The 23,221-nt window shown below is 63.8% G+C and carries 20 protein-coding genes; 8 read left to right on the top strand and 12 right to left on the bottom strand.

Going from position 1 to position 23,221, the window contains the following annotated elements:
- Positions 1–109: 109 nt before the first annotated feature.
- Together JMY24_RS20800 and JMY24_RS20805 are read left to right on the top strand one after the other, a co-directional pair.
- Entirely contained in the window at positions 110–478 is a 369-nt protein-coding gene (locus JMY24_RS20800; RefSeq protein ID WP_201702814.1) for a hypothetical protein, read from the top strand.
- Positions 479–693: 215 nt separating this feature from the next.
- Positions 694–2,256, top strand: a complete 1,563-nt coding sequence (locus JMY24_RS20805) for an efflux transporter outer membrane subunit (protein ID WP_201702816.1) — start codon at positions 694–696, stop codon at positions 2,254–2,256.
- A 184-nt stretch (positions 2,257–2,440) separates the two neighbouring features.
- Here JMY24_RS20805 and JMY24_RS20810 read toward each other — a convergent pair whose 3' ends face one another.
- The 8 genes from JMY24_RS20810 to gspG form a co-directional block, all read right to left on the bottom strand.
- Entirely contained in the window at positions 2,441–3,220 is a 780-nt protein-coding gene (locus JMY24_RS20810; protein ID WP_128596065.1) for a type II secretion system protein N, read from the bottom strand.
- A gap of 22 nt (positions 3,221–3,242) precedes the next feature.
- On the bottom strand, positions 3,243–3,746 hold the full coding sequence (locus tag JMY24_RS20815) for a type II secretion system protein M (protein WP_128596064.1): 504 nt from the start codon (positions 3,744–3,746) through the stop codon (positions 3,243–3,245).
- Positions 3,743–5,149: a type II secretion system protein GspL gene (gene gspL, locus JMY24_RS20820; protein ID WP_201702817.1), complete on the bottom strand. Its 1,407-nt coding sequence runs from the start codon at positions 5,147–5,149 to the stop codon at positions 3,743–3,745. The genes JMY24_RS20815 and gspL overlap by 4 nt, the downstream gene beginning before the upstream one ends.
- A 28-nt stretch (positions 5,150–5,177) precedes the next feature.
- Positions 5,178–6,389: a type II secretion system minor pseudopilin GspK gene (gene gspK / locus JMY24_RS20825; protein WP_193425197.1), complete on the bottom strand. Its 1,212-nt coding sequence runs from the start codon at positions 6,387–6,389 to the stop codon at positions 5,178–5,180.
- Position 6,390: 1 nt separating this feature from the next.
- The gene (locus JMY24_RS20830; RefSeq protein WP_128596062.1) at positions 6,391–7,068 is read right to left on the bottom strand and encodes a prepilin-type N-terminal cleavage/methylation domain-containing protein; all 678 of its coding nucleotides are present in this window, start codon (positions 7,066–7,068) and stop codon (positions 6,391–6,393) included.
- Complete coding sequence (gene gspI / locus JMY24_RS20835; RefSeq protein WP_128596061.1) at positions 7,046–7,459, bottom strand: type II secretion system minor pseudopilin GspI; 414 nt, start codon at positions 7,457–7,459, stop codon at positions 7,046–7,048. The genes JMY24_RS20830 and gspI overlap by 23 nt, the downstream gene beginning before the upstream one ends.
- Before the next feature lies 1 nt (position 7,460).
- Positions 7,461–7,943, bottom strand: coding sequence for a GspH/FimT family pseudopilin (locus JMY24_RS20840; protein ID WP_236597468.1), 483 nt, complete (start codon positions 7,941–7,943; stop codon positions 7,461–7,463).
- A gap of 89 nt (positions 7,944–8,032) precedes the next feature.
- Complete coding sequence (gspG, locus tag JMY24_RS20845) at positions 8,033–8,497, bottom strand: type II secretion system major pseudopilin GspG (protein ID WP_020067385.1); 465 nt, start codon at positions 8,495–8,497, stop codon at positions 8,033–8,035.
- 157 nt (positions 8,498–8,654) lie between these two features.
- Between gspG and JMY24_RS20850 the strand changes: the two genes are divergently transcribed.
- Positions 8,655–9,068, top strand: a complete 414-nt coding sequence (locus JMY24_RS20850; RefSeq protein ID WP_128596059.1) for a type II secretion system protein N — start codon at positions 8,655–8,657, stop codon at positions 9,066–9,068.
- 148 nt (positions 9,069–9,216) lie between these two features.
- Here the strand turns inward: JMY24_RS20850 and gspF are convergent, their stop codons facing one another.
- From gspF to gspD, 3 genes are read right to left on the bottom strand one after another with little or no spacing between them, the layout of a single operon-like run.
- The gene (gspF, locus tag JMY24_RS20855; RefSeq protein ID WP_027776886.1) at positions 9,217–10,434 is read right to left on the bottom strand and encodes a type II secretion system inner membrane protein GspF; all 1,218 of its coding nucleotides are present in this window, start codon (positions 10,432–10,434) and stop codon (positions 9,217–9,219) included.
- 4 nt (positions 10,435–10,438) lie between these two features.
- Entirely contained in the window at positions 10,439–11,998 is a 1,560-nt protein-coding gene (gspE, locus tag JMY24_RS20860) for a type II secretion system ATPase GspE (protein WP_328809239.1), read from the bottom strand.
- Positions 11,995–14,343 carry a type II secretion system secretin GspD gene (gene gspD, locus JMY24_RS20865; protein WP_201702818.1) on the bottom strand — a complete coding sequence of 783 codons (2,349 nt, stop codon included), beginning with the start codon at positions 14,341–14,343 and terminating at the stop codon, positions 11,995–11,997. Before gspD ends, gspE begins: the two co-directional genes overlap by 4 nt.
- Positions 14,344–14,858: 515 nt before the next feature.
- Between gspD and JMY24_RS20870 the strand changes: the two genes are divergently transcribed.
- Both JMY24_RS20870 and JMY24_RS20875 read left to right on the top strand, forming a co-directional pair.
- On the top strand, positions 14,859–15,305 hold the full coding sequence (locus tag JMY24_RS20870; protein ID WP_128586396.1) for a lytic transglycosylase domain-containing protein: 447 nt from the start codon (positions 14,859–14,861) through the stop codon (positions 15,303–15,305).
- Between the two features lie 232 nt (positions 15,306–15,537).
- Positions 15,538–16,854: a GTP-binding protein gene (locus JMY24_RS20875; RefSeq protein WP_128596058.1), complete on the top strand. Its 1,317-nt coding sequence runs from the start codon at positions 15,538–15,540 to the stop codon at positions 16,852–16,854.
- A 141-nt stretch (positions 16,855–16,995) separates the two neighbouring features.
- Here the strand turns inward: JMY24_RS20875 and JMY24_RS20880 are convergent, their stop codons facing one another.
- On the bottom strand, positions 16,996–17,274 hold the full coding sequence (locus tag JMY24_RS20880) for an HU family DNA-binding protein (protein ID WP_006050811.1): 279 nt from the start codon (positions 17,272–17,274) through the stop codon (positions 16,996–16,998).
- Between the two features lie 413 nt (positions 17,275–17,687).
- Between JMY24_RS20880 and mnmC the strand changes: the two genes are divergently transcribed.
- The 3 genes from mnmC to JMY24_RS20895 all read left to right on the top strand — a co-directional run bounded on the left by mnmC (position 17,688) and on the right by JMY24_RS20895 (position 22,950).
- A complete protein-coding gene (gene mnmC / locus JMY24_RS20885) occupies positions 17,688–19,667 on the top strand; it encodes a bifunctional tRNA (5-methylaminomethyl-2-thiouridine)(34)-methyltransferase MnmC2/FAD-dependent 5-carboxymethylaminomethyl-2-thiouridine(34) oxidoreductase MnmC1 (RefSeq protein WP_201702819.1) in 1,980 nt (659 codons plus the stop codon).
- An 865-nt stretch (positions 19,668–20,532) separates the two neighbouring features.
- Positions 20,533–21,738, top strand: a complete 1,206-nt coding sequence (locus JMY24_RS20890; RefSeq protein WP_128586399.1) for a cation:proton antiporter — start codon at positions 20,533–20,535, stop codon at positions 21,736–21,738.
- A 96-nt stretch (positions 21,739–21,834) separates the two neighbouring features.
- Positions 21,835–22,950 carry a YbdK family carboxylate-amine ligase gene (locus tag JMY24_RS20895; RefSeq protein WP_128586400.1) on the top strand — a complete coding sequence of 372 codons (1,116 nt, stop codon included), beginning with the start codon at positions 21,835–21,837 and terminating at the stop codon, positions 22,948–22,950.
- The last annotated feature ends 271 nt before the right edge of the window (positions 22,951–23,221 follow it).

Genomic DNA, 23,221 nt, shown 5'->3' on the forward strand with positions numbered 1-23,221 from the left:
GTCAATATTATACGAAGCAACGAGTTACGCGTTCCGCGCCACCCGAGACTATGTTCTGACCGCTTTTTGTCCGCCCTCGATTACGGCGTGACCCAAGGATGTTCCTCCCATGCTGTACCTCAAAAATACCCTCGGCGGCCTTAGCCGCTCATTGACCGATTCAGCTTTGCACAGCTTCCAGGGTCCGCATCGCTGGTGGAAGCTCGCGTTATTTGCCGTGCTGTTCGTACTGCCCGGCGGATCGGTGGGGGTCGCGATCCTGGCGTGGGTCGAGCATCGGCGCGGGCGCAAAGGCTCGAAAAGCGCATCTGTCGAAATCGCGGCGGAGCCGGCGCGACTGCCCGGCGTTGCAACGGCCACCGCGCACAACGCGGCGAGCGCCTGCCAGTCGCGCGGCGACGCGCCATGCCGGGCGGCTGCGGGCAAGCTCGCGCGCAAGCCGGCATCGGCGGAATCGCGGATCGACTCGCGGGCGTGACGGGCGCGGCCCCGCCGCTCTCATTCAAAACATGCCGCTGGCCGGTAACAGCGCGTAACCTTCGCGACACTGTCGGTAACACACCTTCATCGCTCGCCGCATTAACCTTTCTGTTTCCCGCGCCCAGCGGGCTCTTACGCTAACATGCCGGCAAACCATACCGGCCGGCGGCGCCGTCATCGGCGGCATCGCGGCGTCCAGAAGGAAATCAATGCATGCAGTCTGACCGAATCTCGTCCGTGCGAAGCTTCGCGCCGCGCGTCCTGACCCTCGCGGTAGCTGTGTCCGTCGCGGGCCTCGTGGCCGCGTGCGCGGTGGGCCCAGACTACAAGCGCCCGGACGCCGAGATTCCCGCCTCGTACAAGGAAGCCGCGCCCGGCTGGAAAGTCGCGCAACCGGCGGATCAGCAGGACCGCGGCGCATGGTGGACCGTCTATCAGGATCCACAGCTCGATGCGCTCGAAGAAAAGCTGAACGCCGCGAATCAGACCGTCGCCCAATTTGCCGCCGCGTACCGGCAGGCCCGCGCGCTGGTCGGTGAGGCGCGCGCGGCGTATTTTCCGACCGTCGGCTTGTCCGCGGGCGGTACGCGCTCCGGCAGCGGTGTAGCGTCGAGTGCGGTGGCAGCGAGCGGGAGCAGCCGCTCGGGCGTCCACAACAGCTACAACGTGCAACTCGACGCCAGCTGGGAGCCCGATCTATGGGGCTCGGTGGGTCGTTCCGTCAACGCGCAGAAGGCCGGCCAACAGAGCGCCGCCGCTGATCTGGCCAACGCGCGTCTGTCCGCGCAGGCCACGCTCGCGCAGACCTATTTCGCGCTGCGCTCGCTCGACTCGAACCAGAAGCTGCTCGACGAAACCGTCGCCGCCTATCAGCGCTCGCTGCAACTCACGCAGAACCAGTACGCTGCGGGCGTGGCCGCACGCTCGGACGTCATCCAGGCGCAAACGCAGTTGCAATCGGCGCAGGCCGCCGCGATCGACAACGGCGTTCAGCGCGCGCAGGACGAACACGCAATCGCGGTCCTCGTGGGCGAACCGGCCTCCACGTTTTCCATTCCGCCGATGCCGCTCACCGCGACGCCGCCCGCCGTGCCCGCGCAAATGCCGTCCGCGCTGCTCGAGCGGCGGCCCGACATCGCGTCGGCGGAGCGCAAGGCTGCGGCGGCCAACGAGCAGATCGGCATTGCAATTGCCGCGTTTTTCCCGTCGCTGACGTTGTCGGCGAGCGGCGGCTTCCAAAGTTCGTTGTTCTCGCAACTGCTGACCGCGCCGTCGCGCTTCTGGACCGTCGGCCCGCAACTCGCGGCGACCCTGTTCGACGCCGGACTGCGCCGCGCGCAAACCGAAGCCGCCCGCGCCGCCTACGACCAGAACGTCGCGACCTATCGCCAAACGGTGCTGACCGCGTTCCAGGACGTGGAGGACAACCTCGCGTCGCAGCGCATCCTTGAACAGGAAATCGTGGTGCAGCAGCAGGCGGTGGAATCGGCGCGCCAGGCGCTTGCCATCGTGACGAATGAATACAAGGCCGGGACGGTGGGCTTCGTTAACGTGCTCACCGCGCAAACCACGGCGTTCACGGCCGAGCAGAAGCTGCAGACCATCGCAGGTCAGCGGATGGTGTCGTCGGTCGGTCTGGTAAAGGCGCTGGGCGGCGGCTGGGACGTCACGCAGATGAACCGCGAAACCGGCGATGTGGCCGCACCGGCGCCATTGCCAGCGTCATCGACGTCATCGGCGACGCCGGTTGCACGGAGCGATGCGCCGCAGTCGTAAATGCCCACTCAGGCGCAGATAGAAGCGCTAAGCAAATAAACCTCGCGGGCGGCAGCAAGCGCCGCACGGCGCTGAAATACGAAAGAGGCATGAACGGCTAACGGAGCCGGGCATGCCTCTTCTTCATTCTGTCTGGACTCGCACGGCCTGACCTAAACGCGGTTTCCCAGCCCGCACGCCGCGCTCAATGCGCGAACGACAACGTAACGGTGTCCGGTCCGCTCGGCCGTCCCAGCAAATTCAGCAGTCCCGCGAGATTGTCGCGAGCCTCGGGCGCGGACGTCGCCGTTCCGTGAAACGACGTGGAAGCCGGCGACACGACGCCGCGGCCGTTCAGCATCAGCGGGCCTTTGATTGTGCGCAACTCGAGCGTCGACGACACGCCCTCGGCCTGGAACACGAGCTGATACGAGCCGAGCGGCTTCACCGGCGATACACGCGAGCTGACATCGCTCAGCGCGACCGTCAGTTGGCCAAACGCCTCGCGCTTGAAACTGCGCCAGTCGGACCACGAAAGCCGCACGTCGCCCTGCAGGTCCAGCGTGTTGAATGGCGCGCCCAGGCCGCTTAGCAGCGAAGCCGGCACGCCTATCGTGCCGGGAGTGACGTTGGCGCTGCGCGGCGTCGCGTCGATGGTGATCGGATCGGGCATTGCCTCGCTATGCCGCATGGTCATGCGCACACGGCCGGTGAAGAGCGGCCAGAACGCCGTGTGCCATTCGATCCGTCCCGGCAGCAGCGTGGCGGCGCTCATGTCGGAGCCGGCCGCCAGCATCAGCGTAGCGGAGCCGTGCCAGAACGAACCGGCCGGGTCGACGAGGTTCACGTGGCCGCTGCTCTGGCGGGCAAACTGCGGCGTGATCCATGCGGCGGGTAATAACGCGAGCATCACGGCGGCGTTCGAGAAGACGGCAACCAGCAGCCAGGGCAGCACGGCGCGCAGGCGCCGCATCCAGTAAGTCATGCGAGATCCCGTGACAGCGCGGTCATTTCGCCGTGGATGGCTGCAACGACGCAGTCACATCCACCTGGCCGTCTTCCTTCAGCGCCGTCACGTGCGCTTCGGAGACCTGCACCTTGAACTGGCGGCGCACGTCGTCGACCCAAGACGTCCACGCCGGAAACGACGCGTTCTTCATCTGCACCTGCACCGCGTTGCCGATCACCTGCACTTGCGTGGCCGCAAGGCCATGCTCGCTGAGCGACGCGGAGAGCGCGTCCTTCAGCGCACCGCCGGTCGGCGCAACGCCTTGTGCCGCCGCCGCAAGCTGGTGCGCTTCGTTGGCCTGCGCGGTCATCTGCGCGAGCTGCCGCTGCAAAGTGGGCAGCGATTCGCGCAGACGCGCGCGCCCCTCCTGCGCCGGCGCCCACAGCACCGACCACGCGATCACCACAGCGAGCACGCCGCCGCCCCACGTCAACAACGCTTTTTCGCGGTCGGTCCGCTGGTCCCAGAAGCCTGCCCAGGTTTGCGCAAGTTCAGCTTTCATTGTCCGTTCCTGATGGTCCACTTGCCGGTGTTGCTGTCGATCGCGCCGCTGAGTCCGTTGCGCGCGAGGCGTTTGGCGAAATCGGGATCGAGCTTCACTTCGGGTTTGAAGGTAACGTCGAGACGCCGGTCGTGATAGTCCAGCGCGGCGATGCCGTTGACCGGCACAGGCGGCAGCGACCGCGCGAGGCCATCGGCGAGCGACAGGAAATCGCCCGGCGAAAGCTCACCGGCGGCCACGCGCAACTGCTGCAACTGACGCGACATCTGATCCGGCGCATCGAGCACGACCGTCGTCTTCGGGAAGGTGTTCAGCAGAAGTTCGGTCATCTGCGTGTTGATCGCGTCGCGCTGACGCGAAAGCATCAGCCACTGCACATTCGCACCGACGATGGCGACCACCAGCGCGCCCAGCGCCAGCAGCACGGGCAGGCGCAAGCGGCGCAGCGTCGCGCGGTCGAGCCGCCACGGCTGCGACGCGAATTCGAACTGGCAGAGATCGAAGCGGCACGTGAGCGCGCGGCGGGCAAGCTGCTCGAAAGGCAGCGGACTCGCGCCGTGCACGTGCGCGCCGAGCCGCGCCGGACTGCTCGCGCCAAGACTCGGCTCGTTGCCCGGAACCTCGGTCAGCATATACAGCGAAACCGGCGTTGCGCCGGCGAGCGCGGCAAGCGTCGAGTTCACCGCATTTGCAGGTACCGCAAGGCCTTCGCCTTGCGCGCCGCGGGCAATTGCCAGCTCCACGCGCGGCATGCCGCTCTCGACGGCGCCTTCCAGCAGCATCGCGGGCGCGGTCTGAACCACGGCGCCGAGCACCGCCGCCACCATCGGCACGACTTCGGGCGCAGCGTCGGCCGCACTCGCCACCGGCGCAGTGTCTCGCAGCGACGCACCCGCCTCCGCCATTGCCGGCTCGGCCGCGCTCACGGTTTCGGCGACTTCGGCCTGCATTGCGGGCAGCGTTGCTTCCGGCAGACATCGCGTAACCGGCACGGCGCGCAGACTCCGGTGGCCAGCTGCGGAAAAAGCCTCGTAGATAAAGCGGAACCATCCGCGGTCGATGATCGCGAGCACCTGACGACCGCCCGCGGCCGCTTGCGAATCAACGGCGATATGGCAGGTTTGCGGGTCCTGGATCAGCTGATCCTCGACGATATTCGGCAATGCCTGGCGCAGCTTCGGACCGCGCAGCGGCGGCAGCGTGGCGGGCATCATCAGCAGGTCGCGCGCGGCGACCATCAGCACCGTCGACGTGGCGCGCGGCAGCAGCGCAAGCGCTGAGCGGCCGGCGCGCTGGGTGCGTCCCGACTTGTCGAGCAGCACGAACGGCAGGTCCGGCAGTTGCCATTCCTGCGACGGCACCGCCGGATCACGCGGCGGCAATAAGACGATCAGCGTGCTCAAAGGCCACTCTCTTTGGGAAAGGCGTTATTCATAGTTGGTCTTGCACCCGCACGATACGTGTAGTGTGAGTCAAAGCATCGCGATAGACGAGCGTCGTGCGATCCACCTCGGCGCGCTCGTGCTGCACGCGGCCGTGAATCAGAAAGTAGTTCGTGTTGACGTCGAGCTGGTTCGGATCGACCGAAACCTGCTGCGCGCCCGCACCGCGCAAAGCGAGCTGCACGTCGCCGGCGTTATGGAAAAACACCGTCTGCCGGCGCGCAACGAATGCCTGCGCCGATGACAGGCTCATGCCCGGCACAACCGCGGCGATCACCTCCGCGGAGGCCGTGTTCATGTTGACCGCCGACACCGTCGGCAGCACGGTGACGAAGGGCCGCAAGCGCGCAACCATCTCCGGCGTGTAGCCGGGAATGTCGAGCAGCGAGTCGACGCTGGTCATTTGCAGTGGTGCGCGCGCGGCGCTGTCGTCGCTGTCTTCGATACCGGGCTTGTCGGTGAAGCCGCCGCTCATTGCGCCGCCCTGGATAGGCGGCGTCGACATCGTACCGGACGTCGACGTGACAGTCTGAAAACGCGTTGCCGACTGCGCGAGGCTCGCGCGCACCTGCACGGCGGTGTTCTTGGCGAGCTGGCTGTTCAAGCCGAGCGAAACGAGCAGACGCTGGTACGCGTCGATCTGCGCCATGTCCAGTTGCATGACCCCGGGCGCGGGGCTCGCGACCAGATTGCGAAGATTGAACTTGGCCTGAGCGTCTTCAATCGATCCCGACAGATACGTGGCGGCTCCTTGCTGGGCCCGGACCTCGCCGATCTGGCCAAGGAAATCGGAAAGTCTCGTCTTTGCGATCGGCACGCCCCACACGCCGCCAAGATACGTGATGCCTGCGGAAGTATCGCCTTCGGAGCGAAGAATCAGACGCGTCCAGTCGAGCGCGCCGCGCGAGACCCATTGGGCCTGCGCGAGCAGGCGCTGATTCTCGATGCGGCGAACCTGAACCTGCTGGCGCCACAGCATGCCGGAGACGAGAATGGCCGACAGCGCCACCACCAGCAACGCACTGATGATGGCCGCGCCGCGCTGTCTGCTTTGTTGTCCACGCTGTTGTCCGCGCTGTTGCCGACGTCCTTGGCCGCGTTGTTCCGCTTGCGTCGCTCGACGTTGCGCCAAGCCACGCGAGCCATCAATTGAGGCCGAACAAACGGTCGAACGCCGCGCATGAAGCGAGGAGAATCTCATGTCATTCTCCAATCAGAAAAACGCGTGTGACGGGCCGCGCGAGCGACTTCGCGCCCACACTCACTTCAAGTCCGGTCACCGAGCGCGGCAACGGCGCATTGCCGAGCTGCGGCACCTTCAGGTTATTGTCGGCCTCCGTGATCGCGCCCTGCACGTCTTTCATCTGCGTGGTCCAGCCGACTCTCGGCACGTAGAGGCGCGCGGAAATCGCGCCGACGCCGCCCATCAACGGCAAGCCGGTCCATCCTTCGCCTTCGCCGCCGCGCAGCGCCGAGCGCAATTCGCCGACGCTCGCGAGCGGCGGCGACGCATAGCGAATCACGCGCCCTTCGGTGACGCGGTATCGCACCACCTGCAAACGCGGCGCGGAGCCGGGCAGGGTCAATTGCCGCACGATCTGCAAGCCGCCGCCCGCGAGCGCTACCGCGGGCTGACCGGATTCGTCGTCGGAGGCGGCCTGACGTGCGTCGATACGCATCTGGTCGAACAACTGCGCGAAGACCCGCTCGTCTTCCATTGCATTCGTGATGGTCTGCCGGCCGCGAATGATCTGGTCGAGTCCACGCCACGACAACACGGCGATCACCGCCATGATCGCAATCGCGACCAGCAGCTCGATCAGCGTGAAGCCATGCGCGCCCGCACGGCGGCGGCGCTCAGAGCGAACGGTTGTTTTCATTTGCGACCACCGTGACCATCTGAGCGAGGTTGCCGGAACGCCCAGGCATCGTCACCATTACTTCCACGCGACGAAACACCGGGTTCGGCGTCGACGTCACATGCTCGGTACAGATCAACTGCAAATTGCCTTGCGAACAATCGAAGCTCGTCGAGCCCACATTGGGCCATGCATGCGTAAGACGCAATTGCGCGAGCGTGTTGTCCGCGCTCCAGCCAGCCAGCAGGCGCCGGTGAAGATCGGCCTCGCCGCTCGCGAGACTGCCTACCGCGCGCAACGATGCGGCGAGAGCCACCGCGATGATCGCGAGCGCAACCAGCACCTCGATCATCGTGAAACCGCGCTGGCGGTTAGCGGCATTGCGCGCCGCCGTGCTGCTGCAACGACGCATGTCAGTGAACCTCGTAGCGGCCGTTGCCGGTGCCGACGATTGTCGCGCTCCCCGCAGCGGAGAAGAGCGTGATGCGCACCGGCACGTCGATCGCCTCAGTGCCGAATACAACACGGCTCGCTTGCGAACTCGAACCCGGATAGTCGATCGTCACGCCGGTCACGCCGCCTTCCCACTGGCGGGGCTTCAGCAGATCGTCGCGCAGCGGACGCCAGCCGTCTTCGGTACGCATGTCGAAACGAAAGCCACCGTCCAATGGTTGCCATGCGATAGGACGCGCGCGCACCTGCGCTTCGTCGCCGGCCGATTCGAACAGCAGCGCGAGACGCTGCGCTTCTTCGTTCAGATCGGTGCGCGGATTACGCGTCATCGTCAATGCGGTCAAGGACACGAGCAAGCCTGCGATCACGAGCACCACCATCATTTCCAGCAGTGTGAAGCCCGCCGCATGTCGACGGCCGGCGCTCGCACTCATTGCGCTCATTGCGCTCGAACTGCCGCAGCCACGGGCGCGCGCAGCCGTGCCGTCCGCGGGGAGCGGCGGCTTGATCGTCAAGCGTGCTTTGTTATCGTCTATTGCCACGAGCCCACATCGGCGTCATTGCCTTCGCCGCCCGCCTTGCCGTCCGCGCCGTAGCTGAAGACGTCGATTTCGCCGTGCACGCCCGGATTCAGATACTGATAGCCGTTGCCCCACGGATCGTTCGGCAGGCGTTCGAGGTAGCCGCCGTCTTTCCAGTTGTTCGGCACCGGATCGGTGGCCGGCTTTTCGATCAATGCGCGCAGGCCTTGCTCCTGAGTCGGATAGCGGCCGTTGTCCAAACGATAAAGCTTGAGCGCCTGCATCACGGTGCCAATGTCCTGCTTCGCGGCAACGCGCCGCGCTTCGTCGGGACGGCTCATGATTTTGGGCACGATCAACGCGGCCAGAATGCCGAGAATCGCGATCACGACCATGATTTCGATCAGCGTGAAGCCGCGTTGACGACGGCTGCGCGGACCCGCGATTGCTGTGCGGCGAGTGGTCGACAGTTGCATAGCTTGCTACCTCTTTTCAGGTGAATTTTCGACTGGGCGGGATTCGCGTCCAGCACTTTCGGTGCCATTGAACACGCCCGGCCGGTCATTTTAATGTCATGTAATCGCGGGGTTTCAACCCAACGCAATTTTCACAATAGTCCGTACAATGATGCGCATGAACGCCATTCAAATCCGCCTTCTGTCGCTTGCGCTGTTCGCCGTGTTCTGCGCGACGCTGACCTACTGGACCATCACGCTCACTACGATGTCCGGCGCGCCGTTGCCAGCAGCCGCCGCGCACGCGCAGGTCTCGACCGACCAGGCCGCGACGCTGTTCGGCGGCCAGCTTACGCGCACCGCCAACCAGGACGTGCATCTGTTCGGCATTCTCGCTTTGCGCGAAGGCGCCGCGGCTATCGTCAGCGTGGGCGGCGAACCGCCGCGTGCGGTGTCGCTCGGCAGCACACTGATGCAAGGCGCCAAACTCTCCGAAGTCCGCGCCCGTTCGATCGTTATCGACCGCAATGGCGCGCATTCCGAAGTATTCCTGCCGGCCAACGCCGCGGGTCCCACGATCTACGTTCGCTAGAAAACCGGGCAAAGCCAGGCGACGCGCACACTGCTTCGCGTCGACCCACAGCGTGGCCACCGCCTGGTCTCCATGCGTCATCGCACCGGCTAATTCGCATAGGCCCGTCGCTTCTGCCGCCGCACAAAAGCGCCGCGGCACCGAACCCTCACTGCACCAGGTTGTTCAACTCGATGATCGGCAGCATCACCGCCAGCACGATCACCAGCACCACGCCGCCCATCGCCAGAATCAGCAGCGGCTCCAGCAGACTCGTCAAAAACATCGTGCGGCGCTCGAGTTCGCGCGCTTCGCCGTCGGCCGCGCGGTCGAGCATGGTCGTGACGTCGCCGGTCGCTTCGCCCGAGCGGATCAGGTGAACCAGCACCGGCGGAAACGTCTTCGTATTGCCGAGCGCGCGGGAGAGCGACGTGCCTTCACGAACACGCACGATCGCATCGTCGATGTTGCCGCGCATAGCCGTATTGCTGAGCGTTTCAGCCGCAGCCTGCAGCGCGCGCAGAATCGGCACGCCTGCCGCCGTCAGAATGCCGAGCGTGCTCGCGAAACGCACGGTGTTGTAGCCGCGCACGAGTTTGCCGAGTAGCGGGGCGGTGAGCAGCCACCGGTCGAAGGCGAGGCGCGGGCCGGCTTGTCTTAGCGTCGAACGCACCGCATAGAAGAGAATCGCCACGGCGATCAGCACGGCCCACCACCAGTTCCGCACGAAACCGGACAGCGCCATCATCATGATCGTGAGGAAGGGCAGTTGCTGCTTGGTGCTCGCAAACACGTTGACCACTTGCGGCACCACGTAACTCAACAGAAAAGTGACGATGCCGAACGCGATGATCGTGACGATGGTCGGGTACGTGAACGCGAGCACGATCTTCTGCTTGAGCGCGTTGCGTTGCTCGATGTAGTCGGCAAGCCGCGACAGCACGAGTCCGAGTTTGCCGGTATGTTCGCCGGCTGCAACCAGCGCGCGATAGATCTCGGGAAAGTCTTTCGGATGCTGCGTCAGCGCATTCGCGAGCGAGTGGCCGCCGAGCACTTCCGCGCGGATCGCCGCCATCAGTTCGCGAATGTAGTCGCGCTCCGATTGTTCGGTGAGCACGGAGAGCGCTTCGTCGAGCGGCAGGCCGGCAATCAGCAGGCTGGCCAGCTGACGCGTGAGAATCGCCTGCTCGCGCTGCGACAGGCGCCGCCCCAACGACAGACGTTGATTGCGCTCGCCGCGCGTGCGCGTGGCCGCCGGTTCGACCACAAGCGGCGTGAGGCCCTGCGAACGGAGATTGGTGCGGGCGCCACGCGCGCTGTCGGCGTCGAGCACGCCTTTTTGCGCCTTGCCCGCCGCGTCGATCGCTTCAAAACGAAATGCCGGCATGCGCTTATGCTCCGCCCGTCACGCGGATCACTTCTTCAAGCGACGTCAGGCCCGAAGCGAGCCAGCGCTCCGCGTCCTCGCGCAGCGTGAGCATGCCTTGCGCGCGGCCTGCGGCGAGGATGTCCGCGTCGGACGCATTGCGGTGAATCAGCGTGCGGATCTCGTCGTCGATCAGCAGCAGTTCATACACGCCGCGGCGGCCTGCATAACCGGACTGGCCGCATTTGTCGCAACCGACCGGATGCCAATGCACCCGACCGTCTTCTTCGACACGCTTTTCGCGGCACACCGGACACAGGCGCCGCACGAGCCGCTGCGCCAGCACGCCGAGCAGCGACGACGCGAGCAGATACGGCTCGACACCCATGTCGGTCAAACGCGTGACGGCGGACGCGGCGTCGTTGGTATGCAGCGTAGCCAGCACGAGGTGGCCGGTGAGCGAAGCCTGCACCGCGATCTGCGCGGTTTCGAGGTCGCGGATTTCACCGATCATGATGATGTCCGGATCCTGACGCAGAATCGAGCGCAGCGCGCGCGCAAAGCTCATACCGATCCGCTCGTTCACCTGGGTCTGGCCGATGCCCGACAGGTCGTATTCGATTGGGTCTTCCACCGTCATGATGTTGGTGGTCGCCGTTTCGAGCCGCGACATCGACGCGTACAGCGTGGTCGTCTTCCCCGAGCCGGTCGGGCCCGTTACCAGCACGATGCCGTGCGGCCTGCCGATCAGCTTGTCGAACTTGCCGAGCGTGTCCGCGCCCATGCCGAGCGCTTCGAGATTCAGGCGCGTCGCGTCCTTTTCCAGCAGACGCAGCACCGCGCGTTCGCCGTGGCCCGTGGGCAGAGTCGACACGCGCACGTCGACCGGACGCCCGCCCACGCGCAGCGTGATACGGCCGTCTTGCGGCAGACGTTTCTCGGCGATATCGAGCTGCGCCATGATCTTGATCCGCGAAATCAGCGCGCCGTGCAGCGCTTTCTTCGGACGCACGACGTCGCGCAGCGTACCGTCGACGCGAAAACGCACCACCGACGATGTTTCGAACGGCTCGATGTGAATATCCGACGCCTGTTCGCGCGCCGCCTGCGTGAGCAGCGCGTTGATCATGCGGATGATCGGTGCGTCGTCTTCCGATTCCAGCAGGTCTTCCACCTCGGGAATGTCCTGCATCAGACGCGACAGATCCACTTCGCCTTCCACCTCGCCGACCACCTGCGCCGCGCTGCCGTCGTGGCGCGCATAGGCCTGGTTGATCGCCTGCGCGAGTTCGTCGGCGGGAAGACGCACCACCGACACCGCGCCAAAATTGCGCGCTACTTCGGCGAGCGCGGCTTCACTCGTGCGCTCGCTGATCCACACTTCGAGGCTGTCGGCGTGCTGATGCGCGACCAGAATCTGGCCGCTGCGCGCGAAGCCGTAGGGCACGAGCCTGGCGGCGATCGCCGACGGCGCCGCGCGCTCCGCATGGTCGGCGTGCTCGGTCATCGCCGCCGGCGCAACTCCGGCGGCCCGCGACGATGCCGGCGACGTTGAGGCTGACGGCGGCATGGACGGCGTATTCACGGCTGAACTCCTGGCGATGCGGTAGACGGCGCAACCGGCACCGGGTTGCTCTGCACGGCGCCGTTCACCGCGGGGGCGGCGGGCATGCCCGTATTCGGCTGCGGCGCGGACGAATGCGGCTGAGGCGGCTGAGGCGGCTGCATCTGCTGACGGCGCATCTGGTCGAGATCGAACAGATTCAACGGCGATCCACCCTGGCTCGGGCCGACGGGCATTGGCGGAACCACCGGATCGTCCTTGTCCTTCATCAGGTTGTTGTCCTGCCGGTACGCGCCCTGCACACCTTGAATATAGTCGTAACGGTTGGACGTGACAGCCTGCGCGGTGTCGTGATCGCTGATGATCACGGGGCGCAGAAACACCATCAGGTTCGTCTTGTTGCGGTTCTTCTGCTCGGAACGGAACAGCTGGCCGATCCACGGAATATCGCCAAGCAGCGGCACCTTGCTGTTGCTGACCTGGTAGTTATCCTGCATGAGACCGCCGAGCACGATGATTTCGCCGTTGTCCGCGAGCACCGTCGACTGGATCGAACGCTTGGTGAACTGCGGGCCGGCCGGGTTCGTCGCCGCGTTGGTCGTGCCGTTCACGATCGCCGAGTCTTCCGTGTAGAGCTGCAGCTTGAGAATGCCGCCGTCGGTGATCTGCGGTTTGACGTGCAGCGTCAGGCCCACGTCGACGCGGTCGTACGTGTTGAAGGCCGAGCTTGTATTTCCGCTCGTCAAGTTCGAATACGAACCGGTCTGAATAGGTATGTTCGTACCGACGACGATCTTCGCCTCTTCGTTGTCGAGCGTGATCAGGTTAGGTGTGGACAGCACGTTCGCGTCGGCGGTCTGCGAGAGCGCCTGCAGCAATGCGCCGAGACCCTGCACGCCGAAAATGTTGTGAAGCCAGCCGATGTTCAACCCCTGCTGCACGTTTTGCGCGGCCAGCGCCGTGGCGAGACCGCCTGTGGCTCCAGCCGCCGCGGCCCCAGCCGTCAGGTTGATGATGCTGTTGCTCGAACCAGTTGCGAGGTTGGTGCCGGCGAAAATCGAATTGTTCGCGACCTGCCACTGAATGCCGAGATTGCCGCTCGTGTTCGAATTCAGTTCGACGATCAGCGCCTCGATATAAACCTGCGCGCGGCGCGCGTCGAGCTGGTCGATCACCGCGCGCAGATTGCGGTACACCGGCTCGGACGCTGTGATGATCAACGAGTTGGTGGCAGAGTCCGCCTGAATCATGCCGCCTGGCTGATTCTCGTCGTTCTTGTCCTTGTCGCCGCCCAGGAGCCCGCCCGAAGAACCGCCGCTGTTCGAGCCATAACCACCCCCACCGGCGCCGCCCATCGGCGAGGACATGGAACTGCTGTTGAGCCCGCCCGACGGCAACGGCGGCGTGCCGGAGGTGCCCGTCGAATTGTTGCCGCCGAGCCCACCGCCGCCGGTCTGGTTGAAGGCATTCGCTTCGTTCGATCCACCCGATGAGCCGGTTTCGCCGCCTTTGCCGAGCATGCCGCGCAAGGTCTTCGCGAGCTTGGTCGCCTCGGCGTTGCGCAACGGCACGACGTGCATGTTGCCGGGCATGCTGGTGGGCGAGTCGAGTTCGCGTGCGAGCGTTTTCGCGGCGGCAAGACGCGCGCCGTTCGACGCGCGGATCAGCAGCGAGTTAGTGCGCGGGTCGGCGGTGATCGACACTTTGAGCGTGGCGTCCGTGCTGCCGATCGCGCCCGGGTCGAGCATCTTGTTCAGTTGCGTGGCAATGTCGAGCGCGTTCGCGTTTTTCAGTTGCACGACCGACACCGACTGGCCGGCCGCCGAATCGACGCCGGCAATGATCTGCGCGATGCGCCGCACGTTGTCCGCGTAGTCCGTCACGACAATCGTGTTGTTGGCCGGGTAGGCGGCCACGGTGTTGTTCGGCGAAATCAGCGGGCGCAGCACCGGCAACAGGTTGTTGGCCGACTCGTTTTTCAGCACGAATACCTGCGTGACGACCTGGTCGCCTCGCGCAGTCGGCGCGTTGCCGACATAGGTCGGTACGCCTTGCAACTTGGCGTCGGCTTCTGGCACGACTTTCAGCACGCCATGGTCTTGTACCAGCGCGAAGCCTTGCATGCGCAGCGCGGATTGCAACGTCTTCAGCGCCTGGTCCTCGGGCACCGCGTTTTCCGACACGAGATTCAACTGACCTTTGACACGCGGGTCGACGATGATTGTCTTGCCGGTCGCCGCGCCTATCGCCTTGGCCACCTGGTCGATATCGGCGTTGACGAAGTTGAGGGTCACCTGTGCGTCTGCCGTCTGCGCAGTGATCAATCCAGCCACCAGCAACGCCGTTGCGACGCGACGCAAAGCCATACGATTTCTTCTCATGGAATGTAATGTCGATGCCGGCAGCGTGAGCCGCCGGCGGTCATGCAGCGCGGACATGGGAGCAGAGCGCCGGTCTGTCGGTCTGCTGGCGGGCCAGGTGGGCGAAAACCCGCCCTAAAATGCTGGCCATCCAATGTCCGAAAAAAGTGAACAGTAACAGTTTTTCATGTCGGATTTGTCACAAAAGGAAAGGCTCCGTGAGTTTCCGCCAGGATCCAGTCGGATCGTCAGCACATTGAAAGGCACGCGATACGGCCGGAAAACCGCGTCAGAACTCGTATTCCGCGCTCTTATGTCTGTTAGCCAACTTGACGGGTATCGGCCTGCCGGTATCATACGAGCCGTTCGAGCCGCCGGTTCGCTGTTGCCAACGCGGGTTTTCCCGATGTTGCGTCAACGCCCGACCCACAGTGCGCTTCCCGGCTTCCTGCGTCTGAACAATGGCCGACGCAATGCATTACGAAGCCTTACCCTTGCGGTTTGCCTAGTCAGCTTGACCGATGAAACGATCCCTCGTAACCGCCCTGGCAGGAATTACCTTATTGGCTTCAGCCGGGTCGGCGCGCGCCGATTGTTTCGACGAGGCTGCGAAATATCAGAAGGTCAACCCGCTGGTCCTGCGCGCAATCGCCTGGCAGGAGTCGCATAACCGGCCGGACGCGCAGCACAAGAACGCCAACGGTTCGACCGACTACGGCGTCATGCAGATCAACTCGATCCATTTGCCCACGCTTGCTCAGTACGGCATTTCGCAGGGCACGCTGATGGAGCCGTGCAAGAACGTCTATATCGCGGCCTGGCATCTGCGCCGTCAGATGAACAAGTACGGCAACTCGTGGCAAGCTATCGGCGCGTATCACTCGGAGACGCCCGCGTTGCGCGACAAGTACGCGCAACAGATCGCCGCGATTCTGCGCAAGTGGAACCTGATGCCGGCTGCGCGCTGAGTAGAGCACTGAGCAGCCCTCTGACTGGCCCGTTGGTCGGCACGCTCGTCGGCCTGTAGAGCGGCCCGGTCCGTAGCCTGCTGGCGACCTCCGTCCGCTTGCCTTCCTAGGTTTTGATGCACAATGCGGCTTCGTGCTGCCGTCGGCGCTCGAGCGTCGACCGCCGTCTCTACGCTCACGCAGCAATGCTGCGCCCGGCACGCCCTCCAATCTCTAGCTTTTCCGTACTGCGATGAACCAGCCGCCATTGCCCGTCACCGTGCTCTCCGGTTTTCTGGGCGCCGGCAAGACCACGCTCCTGAACCACATCCTCGCGAATCGCGCCGGCTTGCGGGTCGCCGTGATCGTCAACGATCTGGTCGCCGTCAATATCGACGCGACGCTGGTGCGCGACGCCGCCGCGCTTTCACATAGGGAGGAGCAGCTAGTCGAATTGTCGAACGGCTGCATCTGCTGCACGCTGCGCGACGAGCTACTGGTCGAGATCAAACGCCTTGCCGCCGAAAAACGCTTCGACGCAATTCTGATCGAGTCGACCGGCGTCGCCGAACCCATGCCGATCGCCGAGACATTCACGTTCGGCGACGATGACGGAGCGTCGCTGTCCGACGTCGCGCGGCTCGATACGATGGTGACGGTCGTCGACGCATTCAACTTCCTGCGCGATTACAGTTCGTCGGATGCGCTCGCCGAACGGGGCATCGCCGCGACCGAAGAAGACGACCGCACGCTGGTCGAACTGCTGATCGAGCAGATCGAGTTCTGCGACGTGCTGGTGGTGAACAAGGCCGATCTGGTCAGCGCCGACGAACTCACGCGTCTGCGACGCATCCTCGCGCGAATCAACCCGCGGGCGGTGCAGGTGGTGAGCCGCTTCGGCGCGGTGCCGCTCGATCAGGTATTGAACACGGGCCGCTTCGATTTCGACGAGGCGTCGAGCGCGCCCGGCTGGCTTGCGGCGCTTAATAGCCATGATGAGCACGAACGCCAGTCCGCGCCCGGCCACAGCAATCACAGTGAAGCCGACGAGTTCGGCATCGGCACTTTCGTTTATCGCGCGCGCCGTCCGTTTCATCCCGAGCGCCTGTGGGCGCTGCTGCATGAGGAATGGAAGGGCGTGTTGCGCAGCAAGGGGTATTTCTGGCTCGCGACGCGTAACGATATCGCCGGTTCGCTGTCACAGGCGGGCGGCGCTTGCCGGCACGGTCCGGCGGGCATGTGGTGGGCGGCGCAGGATCGCAGCGAATGGCCCGACGCGGACGACGAACTGGCCGCTGAAATTGCTGCCGACTGGTACGGCGCGCCGGACGATCTGAGCATCGGCGACCGTCGGCAGGAGCTCGTGATGATCGGCGTGGGCATCGACCCGGCGCTCTGGTCCGCGAAGTTCGACGCGTGCCTTCTGACCGACGCCGAATACGCGCTGGGACCGCAAGGCTGGCAGCAATTCGCCGACCCGTTCCCGGCATGGGACTTCGACGACGATCATGATCACCATGACCACGGCCATGACCACCACCACGGCGACATCGCGCATCGCCACGACTGAGCGGCCTCGCCTAGCACAGTGAAAGCCTCGACGCGAGATCCGGCACAGCGCCAAGCCCGTCTCGCGTAACCTTCACAGGCGGAACCGCAGACGAAAAAAAACCCGCCATTGGCGGGTGTCAACTGCCAGGCAGTAATCTGCTTAGCGCTTGTTGACTGCGTCTTTGAACGCCTTGCCAGCCGTAAACTTGACGGTCTTTGCGGCCGGAATCTTGATGGTTTCGCCTGTCTTCGGATTGCGACCCGTACGCGCTGCCCGCTTGCCCGAACCAAAGCTGCCGAAGCCGATCAACTGGACCGCGTCACCCTTCGACACAGACTTCTTGATCACTTCAAGCAACGTGTCCAGCGTTTCACCGGTTTGAGCCTTGCTGGCGCCCGTCTGTCCTGCGACGGCGTCGATCAGTTCCTGTTTGTTCATTAAGGTTCCTTTCTGAGTTTAGGTTGACACGAACAGCGCGAACGCGCCGATTATACGTGCGCGTGCCGCGCCGTCGAGCAGCTACGGCTCCGGAGCCCCTCCGGATCGAAAGCGCCGGACAGCGAGTGTCCGTCGGCCGTGCTGCCGCTCCTCTCGCGGCGCTTGCTATGATAGCGCAGCGCAAACCCAATCAGGACAAGGGTTTCGAAGAATTACGCGGTTTTGGAACAGATACAGCAAGGAAACGGTACTTCTTGCGTATCTCGCCACGCCGCGAGCGCCGAAACCCAGCACGGACGGGGCTTTGACGTTGGTTTTTGCCAACGCTCAGCGCGTCTTTTTCGCCGCCCGGGGAGCCGCGCGCGGGCGGTAACGTTCGACCCGCTCGTTGCGGGCGTCACTTTGCGTCACGCATGACCGATCCGCTAATGCCCGCCGTCCTCTCTTTCCGAGACAACGGCACGCCCTTTTCGCCCCTCTACGACGATATCTATCACAGTGCCGTCGGCGGTCTGGAGCAGGCCGACCATGTATTTCTGCGCGGAAATGCGCTGCCGGAACGCTGGCAAGGTCGGCGCATTTTCACCGTGCTGGAAACCGGCTTCGGCATGGGCATCAACTTCCTGATGACCTGGGCCGCCTGGCGTGCAGATCCGTCGCGTAGCGAGCGCCTGCATTTCGTTTCCACCGAAAAACATCCGTTCACGCTCGCCGATCTGCGCCGGGCCTACGCCGCGACCATCGGCGATCCGGCAATAGCAGCGCTCGCGCAAACGCTCACAGACGAATGGCCGATGCTCGTCGCCGGCACGCATCGCCTGGAGTTCGAGGACGGACGCGTGGTCCTCACATTGGTTTTCGGCGACGCCCAGCACAGCTTGCCGACCCTGCGCCTGCGCGCCGACGCGTTCTACCTGGACGGCTTCGCGCCAGCGAAAAACCCCGAACTGTGGACGCCCGCCATCTTCAAGTCGCTGGCTAGGGTGGCGGGCGAGGGCGCGACTTTCGCGACCTACAGCAGCGCCGGCGACATCAAGCGCGCGCTGACCCAGTGCGGCTTCGAGTATCGCAAGGTCGAGGGCTTCGGCTGGAAGCGGGCAATGCTGGTCGGCCATTTCGCGCCGCGTTGGCGCGTTCGCCGTCATGAACCACCGTCGCCGATCGGACCGTTCGCGCCCGACGAGCGGCATGCGGTCGTGATCGGCGCCGGTCTGGCGGGATGCTCGGTGATCGAGCGGCTGGCCGCTCGCGGCTGGCGCGTTACGTCGCTGGAGCGGCACGCGTCGGTTGCGCAAGACGCGTCTGGCAATCCGGCCGGCGTGTTCCATCCAATGATTTCCCGCGACGACAGCGTCGCCTCGCGCGTCACGCGCGCCGGCTTTCTGTATGCGCTCAGGCGCTGGGCCGCACTGGAACGGCGCGGTTACGCGCCGTCACGCGGCGCGCCGGGCCTGCTACAGATTGCCGAAAACGACGACGAAGCGCGCTCCATGAGCGAAGCCATCGCGGCGTTGGGCTACCCGCCGGAGTTCGTCACGCCGGTTTCCGCCGCAGATGCGCAAAAGCTCGCCGGCATGCCGCTCGCGCGGGGCGGCTGGCTGTTTCGGCACGGCGGCTGGATCGACCCGGCATCGCTTTGTGCCGCGCAGTGCGCCGCGGCGGGCGATCTGCTCGAACGGCGCTTTGGCGTGGACGTCGGGCGCGTCGAGCGTTCGGGCAGCCAGTGGACCGTGTTCGATACGACGGGCGAAGAACTCGTGCGCGCGCCGGTCGTGATCGTCGCGAGCGCCCACGATGCGGCGCGCATCGCCGGGTTGCAGCATGCGCCGACTCGCAGCATACGCGGCCAGCTTACTTTGCTGCCGGCGGGCACGGCACCCTCGCTCAGGCTGCCGGTGATCGGCGAAGGTTACGCGATACCGCTACCTGGCGGCGTCACGCTGACCGGGGCCACTTACGAACTCGACGACGCCGATACGTCGCTTCGGCCCGGCGGACATCTGGAAAATATCGAGCGCGTTGCGCAGATGTTGCCCGCGTTCGCAGGTGTTGCCGCTAATGCCGATCCAGCAGCGCTGACCGGCCGTGTGGCATTCCGCTGCGTGACGAGCGACCGCATGCCGATGATCGGCAATGTCGCCGACGAAGCGCTCGCCACGCGCGACGCCGACCGCCTGCGCGGCGCCTGGCCGCTCGACTTGCCGCGCACAGAGGGCTTGTACAGCGCGTTTGCTTATGGCTCGCGTGGTCTCGTCTGGGCCACACTTGGCGCGGAACTGATCGCCTCGCAGATAGAAGGCGAGCCCTGGCCGCTGGAACGCGATCTCGCCGAAGACATCGACCCTGCGCGCTTTCTCTTGCGCGCGCTGCGGCAGGGAAGCATCGCCAGTTAACGGTCGTCTGCGTGCGGCCCGGTTATCCACCGCAAATTGTGGATAACCGCATTGTTTACCCGCGCAACTCGTGTGGAACCGTTGTGGATGTAAACGGGGTAACTCGACCGCCGTCGAAATCCGCGAAAAGTTACCCTCGTATACGAGTCGCAATCTCACACGCAGTGCTTCCGGTTATGAAGTTTGCAAAGCGCTGATTCGCTTCGGTAAACAACGGTTATCCACAGAATTCGGGGCAGCTTGTTAACTGTTACTACGTATACATACAGTAAACACGTAAACAGCAAGGCCCGAGCTGGTTCACGCGTTGACGCTCGCATCGAACCATCTCGAAGCCGCATGCGACGATGTCTAACCACTGTCCTGAAAAACACATGCGGACGGCGCAAACTCCGTTGGCGAGCGTCGCAACAACGCCGGCGATGGTCCAAAGCCAGCAGGAAAAACGGTCGGTTTTTCCACACGTCGGCAAGATAAAGTATGTTTTTACCGTTTTGCCTGCATGTTGGCGTCTTTTCGGTTGAAGCTGAAAAAGCTATGGCACAATCGCCGTTCTTTTCCGCGTGGTGCCTGCTCCCGCAGTACCCGCTGCAACGGAACGGTGCCGTTCAATCAGACTCTGATTCAACGTCGACGGCGTTCTTTCACCGTGCCGTGCTGGTTGCTACGGCCGCACCCCTGAATGCGCCGGCTCCCTGCGACTGCGGCGCGTTCGAATCATCTGCTCGTTGAAAACTCGCAACGCGGATCACGCGAATCGATTGCGACAGTGAGCGCCTTGTGCGCGCACCCGCTTGCCGGCGTTCGCGCCGGTTTGCGCCGGTTCGTGTTATCCGCCGTTGCTGCAAAAGGAGAACCCATAACGATGAATTCGGCGTTTTCATTTTTTCCCGCCTGGCCGCTCGCACCCGACGCCATTTTTTGGGCGGGCCTCGCATTGCTTGCCGCGGGTTTATGCGGTGAGCTTTGTTATCGCGCGTGGCGCTTGCCGCGTATTTCCGGCTATGCGGTCATCGGTCTGATTGCCGGCGCGGCCGGATCCGGTGTGATCGACGCCGAATCGGCCAAGGCCGCGCGGCCATTGCTCGACGTAGCGCTCGGCTTGCTGCTGTTCGAACTGGGTAGCCGGCTCGATTTGCGCTGGATCCGCCGTAACCCGTGGCTCGTCATGTCGAGCGTCGCCGAAGCGACGCTGACTTTCGCGCTGGTTTTGCCGGTGCTGCTGTTTCTGAACGTGCCGCTGATGGTCGCGACCGTGCTCGCCGCGATCGCGATGGCGACGTCGCCTGCAATGGTGATTCAGCTAAAAACCGAGTTGCGCGCGGAAGGCCAGGTCACGCAGCGTCTGCTGACTCTCACTGCGTTGAACAGCATGTATGCGGTGGTAATCGAAAAACTCGTGTCGAGCTGGTTGCATCAGGAAGCGTACGGCAACGTCTTTGCGACGATCCTCCAGCCGCTTTATCTGCTCGCCGGCTCGCTGGTGCTTGCGTATCTGCTCGCGCGCACCTGTACGTTCTTTTATCGCCGGATGAACATGCAGGACGAGCATTCATTCGTCGCGCTGTTCGGCCTCGTGCTGCTCGCGATCGCGCTCGCGCATCTGTTCAAGCTGTCTACGATTCTTGCGCTGCTTGCCGCCGGCATCATCGTGAAAAATCTGGAAGCGCGGCCGCAATTGTGGCCTCAGCATTTCGGCACCGCAGGGTGGCTTCTCACTGTGATTCTGTTCGTGCTGACGCTCACGTCGTTCGAGTGGAAAGACATTGCGCTCGGCGGTGTCGCGGCGCTGGGCCTGATTGTTGCGCGTCTCGTCGCGAAACTGGTCGGCGTGCTCGCCTTTGCGAAGCCGAGCGGTCTGAACTGGAAGCAGGGCATGGCGCTCGGTCTGTCGCTGTCGCCAATGTCGGCACTGGCCTATCTGCTGGTCGACGACACGTACAACCTTTATCCGAACTTCGATCCGCAACTCCGGGCGATTGTCATGTGTTCGATCGTCGTGCTGCAGATCCTCGGGCCGTGGCTCGTATATCGCAGCCTTGCGCTGGTCGCCGAACGGCGCGAAGAGTAAGCGTTTCGCGTTTCCGGCCACGCATTAATCCACATATTCGCTAAAAAACGGCTGGGCGCCTGACAACTGCCCGGCCGACCTCACTCAGGGGACGCTATGTCACTCGAACCCTTCATCGATTCGAAGCCGTTCACTTTCGGTGTCGAACTCGAGATGCAGATCGTCAATACGCATGACTATGATCTGACCAAAGCCGGCTCGGATCTGCTGCGCCTCGTCAAGGATCAGAAGATCCCCGGCAACATCACGCCGGAAATCACCGAGAGCATGATCGAGCTGTCCACCGGCATTTGCACGAACCACGAACAGGCGCTCGCCGATCTGCGCAAGATTCGCGACACGCTCGTTTCGGCAGCCGATCATCTGAACGTCGGCTTATGCGGCGGCGGCACGCACGCTTTCCAGCAATGGAGCGAGCGGCAGATCGTGGATACGCCGCGCTTTCAATATCTTTCGGAGTTGTACGGCTATCTGGCCAAGCAGTTCACTGTGTTCGGCCAGCATGTGCACATTGGCTGCCCCGATCCGGATAGCGCGCTGTACCTTCTGCATTCGATGTCACGCTTCATCCCGCACTTCATTGCGTTGTCCGCATCGTCGCCGTTCGTGCAGGGCGTGGACACCGGTTTTCATTCGGCACGCCTGAATTCCGTGTTCGCTTTTCCGCTCTCGGGCCGCGCGCCGTTCGTGCTGACGTGGGACAGTTTCGAGGAATATTTCTCGAAGATGGTCCATACCGGTGTCGTCAACAGCATGAAGGATTTCTACTGGGACATCCGGCCGAAGCCCGGCTTCGGCACCATCGAAGTACGCGTGATGGATACGCCGCTGTCGGTGGATCGCGCGGCGGCAATTGCGTGCTACATCCAGACGCTCGCGCGCCATCTGTTGCTCGACAAGCCGATCACACCGCACGAAGACGATTACCTCGTCTACACGTTCAATCGTTTCGAGGCATGCCGCTTCGGACTTGCGGGGACTTGCATCAATCCGCAGACCGGCGAACGCAAGACGATCACCGAAGATATTCTGGAAACGCTCGATTTGATCGCACCGCACGCAGAGGCGTTGGGCTCGGGCCATGCGCTGGCCGAGATCGGCACGATTGCACGCGGTCAGGTAAACGACGCAACGTGGCTCAGGGGCGTGGTCGAACAGGAAAAGTCGCTGCATGAGGCTGTCCGGCAGCAGTGTCTGAAGTGGCGCGCATGACGAGCGCGGCGCCTGCTTCGTATTCAACCGTAAGAAACCCGCCGTCGGCGGGTTTTTTTTCGTAATTAAAATTTTCCAGTTCGGGGCCCTTAAGGTTTTTCAAATAAGTACGTATACATACGTAGTAGTAGTTAACAAGCATTGCCCTCGACTGTGGACAACTGAATAATTCCCTGCAAAGTCAAGGCGCTGCGTAAACTATAAGTAGGCCGTTGAGCAGTGCGTGGGCGGCGGTAAACGAGGACAACTTAAGACCGGCAGGCGTGCAGCA

The sequence above is a fragment of the Paraburkholderia kirstenboschensis genome, from assembly GCF_904848585.1.
Taxonomy (GTDB): domain Bacteria; phylum Pseudomonadota; class Gammaproteobacteria; order Burkholderiales; family Burkholderiaceae; genus Paraburkholderia; species Paraburkholderia kirstenboschensis.